A 13,574-nucleotide genomic window follows, 5' to 3' on the forward strand; every position below is an offset into this window, starting at 1 on the left:
CAGATGCGCTCGAACTGCGAAGTGCGCGTCAGGCCGAGGCCTTGTCGATGTACTTCACCGCATCGCCGACCGTCAGGATGGTCTCGGCCGCGTCGTCCGGAATCTCGACCCCGAACTCCTCTTCGAACGCCATGACGAGTTCGACCGTGTCGAGGCTGTCGGCGCCGAGGTCATCGATGAAGCTCGCCTGCTCCGTTACCTTGTCGGCGTCGACGCCGAGGTGTTCGACAACGATCTTCTTGACGCGCTCTGCGGTGTCACTCATTTGGGCATCCTCGCCTTCATTGATGTCAGTCTTCGTTAGCTGCCGGAGTGGCGCCAATCAAGCTCAAAAGGCGGCGATCCAGAATGCGGCTTTGGTGGCCGGATTCGCTTGGGAACGCCGCGTTGGAGGCCGCATTACACGAAAAAACGGCCGTGTCCAAGGCGGAAATGGGCCTGTGGACGAGCAGCGGCCTTTCGCTCAGATCATCGCCATGCCGCCGTTGACATGGATCGTCTGTCCGGTGACGTAGCCGGCCTCGTTCGAGGCAAGGTAGGCGACGGCGGACGCAACCTCGGCGCTGACGCCCATACGCTTGGCGGGGATGGCCGCCATGATCGCTTCCTTCTGCTTGTCGTTCAGCTTGTCGGTCATGGCCGACTCGATGAAACCGGGGGCTACGCAGTTGACGGTGATCGAGCGCGTGGCGATCTCTTGCGCAAGCGACTTGGTGAAGCCGATCATGCCGGCCTTGGATGCGCAGTAGTTGGCCTGGCCCGGGTTTCCGGTGACGCCGACGACCGAGGTGATGTTGACGATGCGCCCGAAACGGCGGCGCATCATCGGATGCGTCAATTCGCGCGTCAGGCGGAAAGCTGCCGTCAGGTTGACCTCGAGCACGGCGTCCCAGTCCTCGTCGGACATGCGCACGAACAGGCCGTCCTTGGTGATGCCGGCGTTGTTGACGAGGATGTCGACGCCTTCCAACTCGGCCTCGGCCTTCTGGCCGAGCGCCTTGACCTCGTCGCGGTCGGAGAGGTTGGCCGGAAAGAGCTTGACCCGCTCGCCGCCGAGCCTGGCGGCGAGTTCCTCCAGCTTCTCGACGCGGGTGCCGTGCAGGCCGACGGTCGCGCCCTGGGCGTGCAGCGCCTCGGCGATCGCCTCGCCGATGCCGCCGGAAGCGCCCGTCACGAGTGCCTTGCGGCCGGTCAATGAAAACATCGCTATTTTCCCGTTCTTATTTTGTTTGACTTAGCTGTAGATTGCGCTGCGGTGGCCTGTAGTGACGATCAGAATGACGAGCCTGTCGTCCTGAATGTCGCAGATGATACGATAGTCACCGGCGCGATAAACCCAGAATGTCGAAAGTGGGCCTCGCAAGGCCTTTCCGGCATCGCGCGGGTTGTCGAGGAGAGCCACGCGCTTTTCCAGCAAGGCCTTGATGCGCCCCCGCGTCTGATGGTCAAGCTTCCTGATATTTTTGCGCGCGGTTTCTGAGTACTCAATCGTCCAAGCCACGCCAGAACTCCTCGCTGGACATGACCTTTTCTTCACCGCGCTTGATACGTTCCATCACCTCGGTTGCGAGGTAATAGTCCTCAAGATCCTCTATCCCGCTCTCGATCATCTCGCGAAGATAGAAGGCTTTGCTACGACCTGTCCGGGCCGCAAGCGCGTCCAGCCGTTTCTCGGTCTCTTCGGACAGTCGGACGGACGTTGGCATGGCAAGCTCCATGAATACATGTATTCATGTACTGCCATACATGTCGATTTTCAACCGTTCATCCCAGCGCGGCCAGCGCCGCCTCGACCTCGGCCGGGGTGCCGATGGCGGCCGTGGCGATGTCTCGGTTGATGCGGCGGGCCAACCCCGACAGCACCTTGCCTGAGCCGATCTCGTAGAGCGTGGTGACGCCGTTTTCGCCGAACCACTCCACCGACTCGCGCCAGCGTACGCGGCCGGTGACCTGTTCCACCAGCCGGCGGGCGATCTCGTCGGGATCGCCCAACGGCTGCACGACGACATTGGCCAGCACCGGCACGACCGGCGCGCGCTTCTCGACAGTAGCCAGCGCCTCGCGCATGGCCTCGGCGGCGGGCGCCATCAGCGCGGAATGGAAAGGCGCGGAAACCTGGAGCATGAGCGCGCGCTTTGCGCCCTTCTCCGTGCAGAGCTTGGCGGCGCGCTCGACTGCGGCCTTCTCGCCCGAAATCACCAGCTGGCCGCCGCCATTGTCGTTGGCGATCTGGCATACCGATCCTTCCGCGGCTTCGGCGCAGGCGGCCGCGACGTCCGGCTCTTCCAGGCCGATGATCGCCGCCATGGCGCCGACGCCGGCCGGAACCGCTGCCTGCATGGCGTTGCCGCGGATTCTCAGGAGCCGTGCCGTGTCGCCGATCGAAAACGTGCCGGCGGCGGCTAGCGCCGAATATTCGCCGAGCGAGTGGCCGGCGACATAGGCGACCTTGTCCTTGAGCGAGAGGCCGCGGGCTTCCAGCGCCCGGATCGCTGCCATGGACACCGCCATCAGCGCCGGCTGCGCGTTCGCCGTCAGCGTCAGCGTCTCCTCCGGGCCCTCCCAGATCAGCGTGGACAGTTTTTCGCCCAGCGCCTCGTCGACCTCGTCGAAAACCCGGCGCGCTTCGGGGAAGGCGTCCGCCAGGTCCTTGCCCATGCCTACGGCCTGGCTGCCCTGCCCCGGAAAGGTGAATGCGATGGCCATGCTCTCGGGTCCCGATTTCTTCTGCGACTGCCTGTGAAACAAGCAGGTTGGTCAAGTCAAGGGCGCTCGCCGGCCGTTGCCGACGCCGCCCCTTGCGCGGAACGGAAAAAAGAATAGAGCCGGCTTCTCATTTCCGACACAAGGACTGGCTTTGTGTGACGGAACCATGACAGTGGCATGACGTTCTACCGCCTACCGAGGTACCTGAGTTGGCAAAGCAGAGTTTGGACAGTTCGCCGGCCGGAGATGCGCCCCGGGGCCGGCGGGGATGGCCGCGTACGCGTCGCGCGTTCGACTGCGCCGGCACGCTCGCAATTTCGCTGCTGCTCTCGGCTGTCCTGGTCTTCCTTATTGAACTGATCGCGCGCGGCTCGCTGGACAAGACCGTCGAGTTCTTCAGCCAGCCCTTCCGGCCCGGCTGGACAACCGTCGCGCTATTCGCGCTGATCCTGATCGGGTGTGACGCGCTCTTCGGCCGCCGCCACAACGGCATCCTTTTCATTGCCCCGATCACCCTCCTGCTCGCGGCGATCGGCCACCAGAAGTCCTCCTACCTGGGCGACCCGCTCTATCCGGCTGACTTCCTATATTCCCGGCAGATCATGGAACTGGCGCCGCTTCTGGTGCGCGAGCGCCCGCTCGCCGCCGCCATCATCGCGGTCGGCGGCGCCGCAGCAGCCTTCCTGCTTGTCGCGCTCTGGCGCCACTGGCGCCGGCGCTTCCCGGCGATCCGCTGGCGCATGCGCGTGGCGCGGCTCGCCCTCGTCGTGCCGGCGCTGGCCTTCTTCGTCTCGATCATGGACTTCGCCACCTTCTCCTGGACGCGCGACCGTCTGCAGATCATCCCGATCATGTGGGACCAGAAGGAAAACTATGCCTCGAACGGCTTCGCCATCGCCTTCGCGCTGAACGTGCCGATGGCGAAGGTGCTGGCTCCGCCGAGCTACGAGGACGACGTCCTCGATGCGATCCGGGCCGAGCCGGGCAAGCCCTCGCTGCCGCAGGACAGGCCCGACATCATCATGGTGATGAGCGAATCGTTCTGGGATCCGACGCTGCTTCCCGCGACCACGATCACGCCCGATCCGATGCCGACCGTGCGGGCTATGCGCTCCGGCTCGGTCTTCTCGCCGGAATTCGGCGGCATGACGGCCAATGTCGAGTTCGAGGCGCTGACCGGCTTCTCCAACGCCTTCCTGCCCTACGGCAGCATCCCCTACCAGCAGTATGTCCGCGGGCCGGTGCCGTCGCTGGCAGGCTTCCTGCGTGCGGAAGGCTACGACACCCTCGCCATCCATCCTTTCGAGGGATGGTTCTGGAACCGCGAAAACGTCTACGAGGCCTTCGGCTTCGACCGCTTCCTCAGCATCGAGAAGCTGCCGCCGATGGCGTCGCGGGGACCGCTGGTGTCCGACGACGCGCTGACGACCGAGATTATCGGCCGGGCGGACGCCGCGAAGCGTCCCATCTTCACCTTCGCCGTCAGCCTGCAGGGCCACGGTCCCTATGAGCCAAACCGCTACGCCGACGCCCGCGTAACGGTGGAATCGGTCGCCAGCTTCCGCACCCGGGAGTCGATCCGCTCCTTCGCGGAAGGCGTGGCCGACGCCGACCGGAGCCTGAAGCGGCTGATGGACTGGGCCTCGAAGCGTGAGCGGCACACGCTGATCGTCTTCTTCGGCGACCACCTTCCGCCGCTCAACCAGGGCTATACCGAGACAGGCTTCCTCAAGGGGCCCGTTCCCGAGCGCCGCGAGCCGGCAGCCGAACTGGCGCTGCACCGCGAGACGCCGCTGGTCATCTGGTCGAACCGGAACGGGCCGATGCGCGACGTCGGCTCGATAAGCCCGTCGCTGATCCCGCTGAAGCTGTTCCAGGCCGCCGGCATCCAGCACCCCTACTACACCGGCTTTTTGGGTCGTGTTGACGCCAGGTACGACGTGGTCGAACGCCATGTTCTGATCGCGCCCGACGGCGCGACGCCGGACTGGTCGCGCGCCGCACGGGTCGACCCGCTGATCAACGATTTCCGCCTGCTGCAGTACGACGCCCTGTTCGGCAAGCGGCGGACCGTCGAGCGTTTCTTCCCGCGCCTGCCGAAGCCGGCTGGCGTCTAATCCCGGCGGCGGGCCGCTATCCGCCGATCCCGTAGGCCAGGCGGACCCGCCCGTCGCCCAGCGGTTCGGCGCGCCTGAGATCGAGCCCTTGGCGACGCCCGCCCGTCGCGAACAGCGCCTTCCCGTCGCCCGCGATCACGGGATAGACGATCAGCCGGAGTTCGTCGACGACGCCGGCGTCGATCAGTCCGGCCGTCGTGCGGCCGCCGCCGACGAGGTAGATGCTCTTGCCAGCCTGCTGCTTGAGGGCGGCCAGGTCTGCAACGCCGCGGATGAAAGCGGTGTCCGGCCAATCCGCATGATCGAGCGTCGCCGACAGGACATAGTGCGGCGTCCTTCTGATAAAGTCCGCCCACTGGCGCTCGGCAGGCGTCGGAGGCGCTCCACTGATCCAGGCAGGCGTATCGGGAGCGGTCTGGACCGACGTCCAGTAGCGCTCATAGCCGCCATACATGCCGGCGCCGAGCACGCATGCGTCGACCTCGGCCATCAGGCCGTAGTCGTCCGACCAGGCTTCCACCCAGTCCGCCACGCTCTCCGGCCCTTCGTACTTTCCGTCGAGCGATACCTTCATTCCGGCAATCAGTTTGCGCATGGCGACGTTCCTCGAGCAGGCGGAAGCGCTCCGCCGGGACGGGCGGAGCAAGTTCGCGATGGACGGCTTCTAGACGGCGAGCGCCTTTTCGGTCTCGTTCATCGGCTCGCCGACATTGGGATTACCCTTGCCGGTCTCGATCAGGGCCTTGAGACTGCCGTTGACGTAGGTCGTCCAGCCGCCCGTGCAGGCATCGTAGCACTCGTATTCGGGGACGAGCCCGACATGCGTCAGGCGAACCTCGGTCGCGCCGCCCTTCTCCGAGATGTCGAAGACGATCTCGGTACCCTTCCACTCGGTGGTGTCCTCTGTGAAGGAGAAGTAGTTGTCGACCACCCGCCACACGACCTTGCTGGCAGGCTCCACGCTCTTGATCTTGATGGTGCAGCGGTGGATGTCGCGGAACCGGTAGTTGAAGATGTCGCCGGCCTTCTCGGTGCGGCCGCGGATGTCCTCGGACCACCATCCGCGGACATTGAGGATGGCGGCCAACGTCTGCTCGGGCGTCCTGTCGACGGTGAAGGCGGTCGTGAAGCTGCGATTTTCCATGATCGGTCTCCTGGATTGAAGAAATGTCGGGAACGCCGGCTCGGCCGGCCGTTGGGGCTATGCGGGCAAGCGGGCGTCGTATTCTTCCCTCAGCCGCCGCCATCCGCTCCAGAATGGCTGCGGCTCGGCGCCTGCGGCCCGGTCGGCAAGCGTGTCGAGATGCATGTGCCAGCCGGCAGCGACCATGATCAGCGTATCGCGGTCGGGCAGGCTGCGGTGGGTGACGGTGAGCAGGACCTCGTCGCCGAGCGGCGTCAGTTCCATTGTCACGTCGCCGCTGCCTTCCCAGGTGAACGACAGCCTGTAGGGCGGATCGACCTCGGTGATCCGGCTGTGCATCCGCTGCTCGTCGGGGAAGTCGTTGACCTTCGGCTCCTTGCGGGACGAAAGCTCGTCGTTGCGCCAGACGAGTTCGAACGGCGCGCCGACCCTCAGTTCCATCTCGCCGGCCGCAAGCCACTGGCGGCGCTTCTCGCTGTCGGTCAGATAGGCCCAGACCCGGTCGACAGGGCCCGGCAGGAGGCGCTCTATTCTTATCGTGTTCGGCTCGGTCAACGCGCCATAGGCATCGCGGGTCGCCAGTCTCGTCATCGTGCAGTTCCTCTCAGTCGTCGTTGAAACGTCGGTCGGGTCGGCCAGCACCCTGTCCAGCGCGTCGAGGCGTCCGGCCCAGAACCGCTGGAGAAAGCGCAGGCGTTGTCGTTCGAAATCGGGGCTCATTAAATTCAACCATTTGGTTTACAGTATGCCCTGCAGAACCAACTGTCAACCTTGCGGTTGAATATAGATTCGTCGGGCGCCGCGGCGCGCCCGCATCTGGGCCGTGCAAGCGTGTCGCAGGCCCGGTGCTTGCCATTCGCCGCCTTCCCCTGTATGGACCGCCGCAATCTGCCGGTCCTGCTGGGGGCTGAACGGAGGGCCGGGGGTTCGCCCCCTGTCGAAGCCAGAAGGTTTCGGCCTCCCGTGTCTCCGCTCTCGACCGTCTCGTAGATGCGCCTTTCTCTCCCGCCTGGCGGGTTGGACAAGTCGCAGAGGCTTAGCCGCGGGAACCGGACAGGGACGTGAAACGAAAGGCAAACGAACAATGGCACTTTACGAGCATGTGTTCCTTGCCCGGCAGGATCTGTCGCAGCAGCAGGTCGATGCACTTGTCGAACAGTACAAGGGCGTCATCAGCTCCGGCGGCGGCAGCGTGGGCCGGGTCGAGAACTGGGGACTGAAGTCCCTCACCTACCGGGTCAAGAAGAACCGCAAGGCGTACTACACGCTGATGGATCTGGACTGCCCGCCGGCGGCACTGAAGGAGATGGAGCGCCAGATGGGCCTCTCGGAGGACGTGCTGCGCTTCATGACCCTCAAGGTCGAAAAGCACGAGGAAGGCCAGTCGGCCATGCTGCAGAAGCGCGAAGAGCGCTCCGAGCGCGGCGGCTTCGGCGATCGCGACCGCGGATCCCGCGGCTTCGGTGATCGTGGCGACCGCGGCGATCGCGGTGATCGTGGACCGCGCCGTCCGCGCGAAACCGGTGAAGGAGCCGCAGAATAATGGTCGACATCAACCAGATCCCGACCCGGCGTCCGTTCCACCGTCGCCGCAAGACCTGCCCGTTCTCCGGGGCCAACGCGCCGAAGATCGACTACAAGGACGTGCGTCTGCTGCAGCGCTACATCTCCGAGCGCGGCAAGATCGTGCCGTCGCGCATCACGGCCGTCAGCCAGAAGAAGCAGCGCGAACTCGCCCAGGCGATCAAGCGTGCGCGTTTCCTGGCGCTTCTGCCCTACGTGGTGAAGTGAGACCGAATTCCGGCGCGGGCCTTTCGTCCGCGCCGGCCTTCGCCGCGACGGGCGCGGCGGACGGACATGACAAATCCCGGGTTGGGTGGTCGATGCGATCCACCCTAACTGCCTGACGGGCAGGACAGCGAAACAGGCGCGACGCGCAACCGCTTCCTGATCTCGTCTTTTGATTCAGGGCCCTCGGGCCAGACAAGGACGAAACCATGCAAGTCATTCTTCTCGAACGTATTTCCCGCCTCGGCCAGATGGGCGACACCGTCAACGTCAAGGACGGCTACGCCCGCAACTTCCTGCTGCCGAAGGGCAAGGCGCTGCGCGCCAACGAAGCCAACAAGAAGAAGTTCGAAGGCCAGCGCGCCCAGCTCGAAGCACGTAACCTCGAGCGCAAGTCGGAAGCCGGCCAGGTCGCCGAGCAGCTCGACGGCAAGAGCTTCGTCGTGGTGCGTTCGGCCGGCGAGACCGGCCAGCTCTACGGCTCCGTGTCGACCCGCGACATCGCCGACCTTCTGACCGCCGAGGGCTTCACCGTTGCCCGCAACCAGATCGAGCTGAACCAGCCGATCAAGACCATCGGCCTCAGCAACGTCGCCATCGCGCTCCACCCGGAAGTCGAGGTCACCGTCACCCTCAACATCGCCCGTTCGCCCGAAGAGGCCGAGCGCCAGGCGAAGGGCGAGACGCTGACGACCGCCGAGGCGATCTACGGCGAGGACATCAACGAAAACGCCCGCCCCGAGGCCTTCTTCGATCCGAACTCGGACGAGGCCGAAGAGGAAGCCTGATCGCTTCAGGCCCGCAATTGACGGAAAGCCCGGGTTCGCCCGGGCTTTTTGCTATCCGGCTCAGGCAGTTGGCCCGACGCCTGGTCGCCGTTTTGTGCCAGAGGGAACTTTTCAAACTGCGACAGATTGGGCACAGTATCCATCCGTTCCTATTGGAGTGGGGTGGTTGCAGTGAAGAAAATGTTGAACCGCGTCGTCTCGGGTCTGGTCCGCACCGGTAATCTCAGCATCACCGGCCCAGACGGCAGGAAGCATACATTCGGCGACGGCACCGGCGATCCGGTGCACATTCAGATCAAGACGACACGCGCCGTGCGCGCGATCGCCATCGACCCCATGCTGGCGGCGCCGGAAGCCTACATGGACGGCGAGGTCGACTTCCTCGAGGGCGACACGCTCGACCTTTTGCGCGTGGCCTTCCAGAACATGTCGCCGACCGGCATCGACGCCTTCTGGTCGAAGACGATCGAGAGCACCCGCAACCTCTTCCGCCGCTTCCAGCAGGTCAACACGACCAGCCGCTCCAAGCGCAACGTGCAGCGCCACTACGACCTGTCGGGCGACCTCTACAAGCTCTTCCTCGACAAGGACATGCAGTACTCCTGCGCCTATTTCGAGCATCCCGACGTGACGCTTGAAGAGGCACAGGCCGCCAAGAAGCGTCACATCGCCGCAAAGCTGCAGCCCAAGCCAGGCCAGACCGTGCTCGACATCGGCTCCGGCTGGGGCGGCCTCGGCCTCTATCTCGCCAAGACCTTCGACGTCGACGTGCTCGGCGTCACGCTGTCGACGGAGCAGCACGGCGTGGCGACCGAGCGCGCGCAGGCCGAGGGCCTCGAGAACCACGTGCATTTCGAGATCAAGGACTACCGCGACATCTCCGAGCGCTTCGACCGCATCGTCTCGGTCGGCATGTTCGAGCATGTCGGCGTCAACCACTACCGCACCTTCTTCGACAAATGCGCGCAACTCCTGAAGCCCGACGGCGTGATGGTGCTGCACTCGATCGGCCGCAGCGGACCGCCCTTCGCGACCAGCGCCTTCATCCGCAAGTACATCTTCCCGGGCGGCTACATCCCTGCCCTGTCGGAAGTGCTGCCGTCGATCGAGAAGTCGGGCCTGGTGGTCAACGACATCGAGATCCTGCGCCTGCACTACGCCGACACGCTGAAGAACTGGCGTGCCCGCTTCCTTGCCAATCGCGACAAGGCGAAGGCGCTCTACGACGAGCGCTTCTGCCGCATGTGGGACTTCTATCTTGCCGGCTCCGAAGCCGCCTTCCGCTGGCAGGACCTGATGGTCTTCCAGATCCAGCTCACCCGGAGGAACGATACGCTGCCGGTGACGCGCGGCTACATCGAGAAGACCGAGAAGGCGCTGGCCCTGCACGGCTCCGGGCATGGGTCGGAACTCAGCGTCGACAAGAAGGCCGATGCGCCGAAGCCGAAGAAGGCTCCGGCCAGGCGAAGCAAGGTCGACAAAGCCTGAGGCAGGCCGGGCAGACATCTGTCCGTCGCTCAGAGCTTAGACCGTCCAACCGTTGACGCCGTCATCCTCGGGCTTGTCCCGAGGATCTGCCATACGGCGATCGGCCACAACGACATCGAAACTGCATTAGCTTAATATCCTCAATCCGCCGCAGACCCTCGGGACAAGCCCGAGGATGACGACGGAGTCGTCGGGGAACCCTGCCATGACCTTACCCGTCTTCGTCTGCGCGGCACTTGCTGAGATCGCCGGCTGCTTTGCCTTCTGGGCGTGGTGGCGGCTGGAGAAGTCGGTGCTGTGGCTTATCCCCGGCGTCGCCTCGCTCATCCTCTTCGCCTGGCTGCTGACGCTCGCCGACACCAGCGCCGCCGGCCGCGCCTATGCGGCCTATGGGGGAATCTACATTGCCGCCTCGCTCGCCTGGCTGTGGCTCGCCGAAGGCGTGCGGCCCGACCGCTGGGACCTGGCCGGCGCCGCCATCTGCATCGCCGGCGCGTCGCTCATCCTGTTTGCGCCGCGGGCGGCCTGACCATGGAAATGCCCCCCGCGCTCCGCCAGGCCGTCGACCGCTTCCTCGAAGGCACACCGCTCGACCAGTTGCGCGCCGCCTCGGGTCGCCTGACCAGCCGCTACCGCAGCGAGACGCGCGATGGCCGGCTGCATCTCGACGACGGCACCGCGGTCAAGGCCTATCTCGCCGCGCGGCTGCCGGCGACCTACGCCGCGGTCCGTGCCAGCATGGCAAACCTCGCCGAGGCGATGCCCGGCCTCTCGCCCGCCAGCCTTCTCGACGTCGGCTCGGGTCCGGGCACGGTGCTGTGGGCCGCGGCCGACTGCTGGCCTGCATTGGAACGGGCGACGATGGTCGAGGCGAGCGGCGCGGCGCGCGAAGCCGGCCGCGCACTTGCCTCCGATGCGCCGCTTCCCGCCGCCGACTGGCTGGCCGGCGACGCCACCGGATCGCTGCCCGCCGCCGGCCCCGCCGACCTGGTGACGCTTTCCTACGTGCTGGACGAACTGCCGCCGGAGGCGATCGGCCCGCTGGCGGACAGGCTGTGGGCGCTGACGGCGCAAGTCCTGCTGGTCGTCGAGCCGGGCACGCCCGCCGGCTGGCGCCGCATCCTTGCCGTTCGCGAACGGCTTGTCGCGGCTGGCGCGCACATCGCCGCGCCCTGCCCGCACGCCACCCCCTGCCCGCTCTCGCCGCCCGACTGGTGCCATTTCTCCAGGCGCGTCGCCCGCGCCCGCGTGCATCGCCTGACCAAGAACGCGGACGTCCCCTGGGAAGACGAAAAGTTCATCTACCTCGCGGCTTCCCGGCGACCGGTCGCGACGCACGCGGATCGCATCATCGCCGCTCCCGACCATGCCAAGGGACGCGTGACCCTGAAGCTCTGCCGCGCCGACGGGTCGGCGGGAACACGGCTTTTCAGCAAACGCGACGGACAGGCGTACAAGGACGCGCGCAGGCGCGATTGGGGCGATCTGCTGTAGACCGTCCCGACCACGCCCTGCGGCGAAGCCCGGCCGGTTTTTGTTCCCATTCTGTTCGCTACGCGGTATTGTCTGCTCTCGAATCGAGTCAACCGGGATTCGTCTGCATGGGCCGCCAGCCTGTGGACCGCTGTGGACAGCGGGGGCCGCCTTCCAAGCTGCGTCGATAGTTGCTCGCTTCGCCGCCGACTCTGATACGGGATGGGTCGGGCCAGGGGATCGGAATCGAGATGGCAGAGGCAGCGCGAAAGTTCGAAGTGGCGGAGACACCGCTTTACCGCGAGGCGCCGAACAACATCGAGGCCGAGCAGGCGCTGCTCGGCGCCATCCTCGTCAACAACGATGCCTTCTACCGGGTCTCGGACTTCCTCAAGGCCGGACATTTCTACGAACCGCTGCACCGCAAGATCTTCGAAGTCTCGGCCGAGCTCATCCGCATGGGCAAGATGGCCAACCCGGTGACCATCAAGACCTTCCTTCCCGCCGACGAGAAGGTCGGAGACATGACGGTCGCGCATTATCTGGCACGCCTCGCCGCTGAAGCCGTCACCGTCATCAACGCGGCCGACTACGGGCGCGCCATCTACGACCTCGCCACCCGCCGCGCGCTGATCACCGTCGGCGAAGACATGGTCAACATCGCCTACGACGCCCCGGTCGACATGAGCCCGTCCGAGCAGATCGAGGACGCCGAGCGCCGGCTTTTCGAGCTTGCCGAGACCGGTCGTTATGACGGCGGTTTCGAAAGCTTCACCGACGCGGTGAAGACGGCGGTCGACATGGCCAACGCCGCCTTCATGCGCGACGGCCATCTGTCCGGCGTCGCCACGGGCCTGCGCGACCTCGACCGCCGCATGGGCGGCCTGCAGCCTTCCGACCTCATCGTGCTGGCCGGCCGTCCCGGCATGGGCAAGACCTCGCTCGTCACCAACATCGCCTTCAACATCGCCCACGCCTACGAGCCGGCGCAGCAGGCGGACGGGTCGTTCAAGGCCGCCAATGGCGGCGTGATCGGCTTCTTCTCGCTGGAAATGTCGTCCGAGCAGCTGGCCACCCGCATCATCTCGGAACAGACGGAAATCCCCTCCTCCAAGATCAGGCGCGGCGAGATCACCGAGACCGATTTCGAGAAGCTCGTCGCCTGCTCGCAGACGATGCAGAAGATCCCGCTCTACATCGACCAGACCGGCGGCATCTCGATCGCGCAGCTGGCAGCGCGTGCCCGGCGGCTGAAGCGCCAGCGCGGCCTCGACGTGATCGTGATCGACTACATCCAGCTGATGCAGGGAACCTCGGCGCGCGCCTCGCAGAACCGCGTGCAGGAAATCACCGAGATCACCACCGGCCTCAAGGCGCTCGGCAAGGAACTCGGTGTGCCGATCATCGCGCTGTCCCAGCTCTCGCGCCAGGTCGAAAACCGCGACGACAAGCGCCCGCAGCTTTCCGACCTTCGCGAATCGGGCTCGATCGAGCAGGACGCCGACGTGGTGCTGTTCGTCTACCGCGAGGAGTACTACCTCAAGAACAAGGAGCCGAAGCCCGGCACCGAGGAGTACATCAAGTGGGAAACCGAGATGAACGAGGCGCGCGGCAAGGCCGAAGTGATCATCGCCAAGCAGCGCCACGGCCCGACGGGCACGGTCTCGCTCGCCTTTACCGGCGAGTACACCCGCTTCTCCGACCTCGCCGAGGAACACCACCTGCCGGAACGGTATGAGTAGTCGTTGCTGAAAATCAGCGTCTCATGCATTATATGCGTGATGCATAAGATGCATGAAAAGGCTTGTGAACATGATCAAAGTCAGTTCGGCGGAATTCCAGCGCAACATCGGCCGCTACCAGGACCTGGCGCTCACGCAGCCGATTGCCGTGACCCGCAATGGGCGGGAACGGACGGTGATGATTTCGACCGAGGAGTACAACCGCCTCAAGCGGCGCGACCGCCAGGTGCTCCGGCTCGAAGACTTCACCGACGAGATGATCGAAGCGATCGAGAAGGCCGAGCCGTCTGCGGCGTCGGAAGCGTTCAACCACGAACTTGACCGCTGA

17 protein-coding genes are annotated in these 13,574 nt (G+C 65.3%); 9 read left to right on the forward strand and 8 right to left on the reverse strand.

Going from position 1 to position 13,574, the window contains the following annotated elements; genetic code table 11:
- Positions 1-28: 28 nt before the first annotated feature.
- The 5 genes from ABUE31_RS13450 to fabD all read right to left on the reverse strand — a co-directional run bounded on the left by ABUE31_RS13450 (position 29) and on the right by fabD (position 2,706).
- Positions 29-265, reverse strand: coding sequence for an acyl carrier protein (locus tag ABUE31_RS13450; RefSeq protein ID WP_367724114.1), 237 nt, complete (start codon positions 263-265; stop codon positions 29-31).
- A gap of 198 nt (positions 266-463) precedes the next feature.
- Entirely contained in the window at positions 464-1,204 is a 741-nt protein-coding gene (fabG, locus tag ABUE31_RS13455) for a 3-oxoacyl-[acyl-carrier-protein] reductase (RefSeq protein ID WP_367724115.1), read from the reverse strand.
- 30 nt (positions 1,205-1,234) lie between these two features.
- Positions 1,235-1,501, reverse strand: a complete 267-nt coding sequence (locus ABUE31_RS13460; RefSeq protein ID WP_367724116.1) for a type II toxin-antitoxin system RelE family toxin — start codon at positions 1,499-1,501, stop codon at positions 1,235-1,237.
- Positions 1,485-1,706 carry a type II toxin-antitoxin system RelB family antitoxin gene (gene relB / locus ABUE31_RS13465; RefSeq protein WP_367724117.1) on the reverse strand — a complete coding sequence of 74 codons (222 nt, stop codon included), beginning with the start codon at positions 1,704-1,706 and terminating at the stop codon, positions 1,485-1,487. Before relB ends, ABUE31_RS13460 begins: the two co-directional genes overlap by 17 nt.
- A gap of 58 nt (positions 1,707-1,764) precedes the next feature.
- Positions 1,765-2,706, reverse strand: a complete 942-nt coding sequence (gene fabD / locus ABUE31_RS13470; protein WP_367724118.1) for an ACP S-malonyltransferase — start codon at positions 2,704-2,706, stop codon at positions 1,765-1,767.
- A gap of 209 nt (positions 2,707-2,915) precedes the next feature.
- Here fabD and ABUE31_RS13475 point away from each other — a divergent pair, with 209 nt between their 5' ends.
- Complete coding sequence (locus tag ABUE31_RS13475; protein ID WP_437344119.1) at positions 2,916-4,823, forward strand: LTA synthase family protein; 1,908 nt, start codon at positions 2,916-2,918, stop codon at positions 4,821-4,823.
- Positions 4,824-4,839: 16 nt separating this feature from the next.
- On the opposite strand, the gene ABUE31_RS13480 is transcribed toward ABUE31_RS13475, so the two are convergent.
- From ABUE31_RS13480 to ABUE31_RS13490, 3 genes are all read right to left on the reverse strand, one after another.
- Positions 4,840-5,418 carry a dihydrofolate reductase family protein gene (locus ABUE31_RS13480; RefSeq protein ID WP_367724119.1) on the reverse strand — a complete coding sequence of 193 codons (579 nt, stop codon included), beginning with the start codon at positions 5,416-5,418 and terminating at the stop codon, positions 4,840-4,842.
- Positions 5,419-5,487: 69 nt separating this feature from the next.
- The gene (locus ABUE31_RS13485; RefSeq protein ID WP_367724120.1) at positions 5,488-5,967 is read right to left on the reverse strand and encodes an SRPBCC family protein; all 480 of its coding nucleotides are present in this window, start codon (positions 5,965-5,967) and stop codon (positions 5,488-5,490) included.
- Between the two features lie 57 nt (positions 5,968-6,024).
- The gene (locus ABUE31_RS13490; RefSeq protein WP_367724187.1) at positions 6,025-6,558 is read right to left on the reverse strand and encodes an SRPBCC family protein; all 534 of its coding nucleotides are present in this window, start codon (positions 6,556-6,558) and stop codon (positions 6,025-6,027) included.
- Positions 6,559-7,051: 493 nt separating this feature from the next.
- Here ABUE31_RS13490 and rpsF point away from each other — a divergent pair, with 493 nt between their 5' ends.
- From rpsF to ABUE31_RS13530, 8 genes are all read left to right on the forward strand, one after another.
- Complete coding sequence (gene rpsF, locus ABUE31_RS13495; protein ID WP_367724121.1) at positions 7,052-7,510, forward strand: 30S ribosomal protein S6; 459 nt, start codon at positions 7,052-7,054, stop codon at positions 7,508-7,510.
- A complete protein-coding gene (gene rpsR, locus ABUE31_RS13500; RefSeq protein WP_367724122.1) occupies positions 7,510-7,758 on the forward strand; it encodes a 30S ribosomal protein S18 in 249 nt (82 codons plus the stop codon). Before rpsF ends, rpsR begins: the two co-directional genes overlap by 1 nt.
- A gap of 206 nt (positions 7,759-7,964) precedes the next feature.
- Positions 7,965-8,543 (forward strand): 50S ribosomal protein L9, encoded by a 579-nt coding sequence (gene rplI, locus ABUE31_RS13505; protein WP_367724123.1) that lies wholly within the window; start codon positions 7,965-7,967, stop codon positions 8,541-8,543.
- A gap of 180 nt (positions 8,544-8,723) precedes the next feature.
- Entirely contained in the window at positions 8,724-10,031 is a 1,308-nt protein-coding gene (locus tag ABUE31_RS13510; protein ID WP_437344123.1) for a cyclopropane fatty acid synthase, read from the forward strand.
- 205 nt (positions 10,032-10,236) lie between these two features.
- Positions 10,237-10,560, forward strand: coding sequence for a YnfA family protein (locus tag ABUE31_RS13515; RefSeq protein ID WP_367724125.1), 324 nt, complete (start codon positions 10,237-10,239; stop codon positions 10,558-10,560).
- A 2-nt stretch (positions 10,561-10,562) separates the two neighbouring features.
- Positions 10,563-11,525, forward strand: a complete 963-nt coding sequence (locus ABUE31_RS13520; protein WP_367724126.1) for a small ribosomal subunit Rsm22 family protein — start codon at positions 10,563-10,565, stop codon at positions 11,523-11,525.
- A gap of 230 nt (positions 11,526-11,755) precedes the next feature.
- Positions 11,756-13,246 carry a replicative DNA helicase gene (locus ABUE31_RS13525; protein ID WP_367724127.1) on the forward strand — a complete coding sequence of 497 codons (1,491 nt, stop codon included), beginning with the start codon at positions 11,756-11,758 and terminating at the stop codon, positions 13,244-13,246.
- A 70-nt stretch (positions 13,247-13,316) separates the two neighbouring features.
- Entirely contained in the window at positions 13,317-13,574 is a 258-nt protein-coding gene (locus tag ABUE31_RS13530; protein WP_367724128.1) for a type II toxin-antitoxin system Phd/YefM family antitoxin, read from the forward strand.

Origin of the sequence: Mesorhizobium marinum, from assembly GCF_040813675.1 — a bacterium.
GTDB classification, from domain to species: Bacteria; Pseudomonadota; Alphaproteobacteria; order Rhizobiales; family Rhizobiaceae; genus Mesorhizobium_K; species Mesorhizobium_K marinum.

What these genes read in the sequence shown, in the direction of transcription:
- ABUE31_RS13450 (WP_367724114.1), bottom strand. Translation starts at nt 265, where the DNA reads ATGAGTGACACCGCAGAGCGCGTCAAGAAGATCGTTGTCGAACACCTC.
- fabG (WP_367724115.1), bottom strand. Translation starts at nt 1,204, where the DNA reads ATGTTTTCATTGACCGGCCGCAAGGCACTCGTGACGGGCGCTTCCGGC.
- relB (WP_367724117.1), bottom strand. Translation starts at nt 1,706, where the DNA reads ATGCCAACGTCCGTCCGACTGTCCGAAGAGACCGAGAAACGGCTGGAC.
- fabD (WP_367724118.1), bottom strand. Translation starts at nt 2,706, where the DNA reads ATGGCCATCGCATTCACCTTTCCGGGGCAGGGCAGCCAGGCCGTAGGC.
- ABUE31_RS13480 (WP_367724119.1), bottom strand. Translation starts at nt 5,418, where the DNA reads ATGCGCAAACTGATTGCCGGAATGAAGGTATCGCTCGACGGAAAGTAC.
- ABUE31_RS13485 (WP_367724120.1), bottom strand. Translation starts at nt 5,967, where the DNA reads ATGGAAAATCGCAGCTTCACGACCGCCTTCACCGTCGACAGGACGCCC.
- ABUE31_RS13490 (WP_367724187.1), bottom strand. Translation starts at nt 6,558, where the DNA reads ATGACGAGACTGGCGACCCGCGATGCCTATGGCGCGTTGACCGAGCCG.
- rpsF (WP_367724121.1), top strand. Translation starts at nt 7,052, where the DNA reads ATGGCACTTTACGAGCATGTGTTCCTTGCCCGGCAGGATCTGTCGCAG.
- rpsR (WP_367724122.1), top strand. Translation starts at nt 7,510, where the DNA reads ATGGTCGACATCAACCAGATCCCGACCCGGCGTCCGTTCCACCGTCGC.
- rplI (WP_367724123.1), top strand. Translation starts at nt 7,965, where the DNA reads ATGCAAGTCATTCTTCTCGAACGTATTTCCCGCCTCGGCCAGATGGGC.
- ABUE31_RS13510 (WP_437344123.1), top strand. Translation starts at nt 8,724, where the DNA reads ATGTTGAACCGCGTCGTCTCGGGTCTGGTCCGCACCGGTAATCTCAGC.
- ABUE31_RS13515 (WP_367724125.1), top strand. Translation starts at nt 10,237, where the DNA reads ATGACCTTACCCGTCTTCGTCTGCGCGGCACTTGCTGAGATCGCCGGC.
- ABUE31_RS13520 (WP_367724126.1), top strand. Translation starts at nt 10,563, where the DNA reads ATGGAAATGCCCCCCGCGCTCCGCCAGGCCGTCGACCGCTTCCTCGAA.
- ABUE31_RS13525 (WP_367724127.1), top strand. Translation starts at nt 11,756, where the DNA reads ATGGCAGAGGCAGCGCGAAAGTTCGAAGTGGCGGAGACACCGCTTTAC.
- ABUE31_RS13530 (WP_367724128.1), top strand. Translation starts at nt 13,317, where the DNA reads ATGATCAAAGTCAGTTCGGCGGAATTCCAGCGCAACATCGGCCGCTAC.